Origin of the sequence: Acidicapsa dinghuensis (assembly GCF_025685685.1) — a bacterium.
Taxonomy (GTDB): Bacteria; Acidobacteriota; Terriglobia; order Terriglobales; family Acidobacteriaceae; genus Acidicapsa; species Acidicapsa dinghuensis.
Map to the genome: position 1 here is coordinate 1 of NZ_JAGSYH010000017.1, position 261 is coordinate 261.

A 261-nucleotide genomic window follows, 5' to 3' on the forward strand; every position below is an offset into this window, starting at 1 on the left:
ATCTTCGGAGGATCGAATGGACATTCATAAGAATGCCCGACTGAGCTATCGCAGTCGAGAGGCATTGGTCAGGTTTGTACTGGAGCAGGGAGAGACGCGGAAGGCGGCTGCAGCCGCCTTCCGCGTGAGTACGAAGACTGCGGCCAAGTGGGTGATGCGGTTCCAGGTAGCCGGACTGGATGGTCTGGCAGATCGTAGCTCGCGGCCTCATCGCAGTCCGCGCCGCCTGGCGGGGAGTCTTGTTGATCGGGTTGTCGAGCT

1 protein-coding gene is annotated in these 261 nt (G+C 60.5%); it reads left to right on the forward strand.

The genetic code is table 11. From position 1 onward, the window contains the following. Positions 1 to 16: 16 nt before the first annotated feature. Positions 17 to 261: leucine zipper domain-containing protein (locus tag OHL22_RS24930; RefSeq protein WP_263342625.1), on the forward strand; the 245-nt coding region annotated here is incomplete at its 3' end.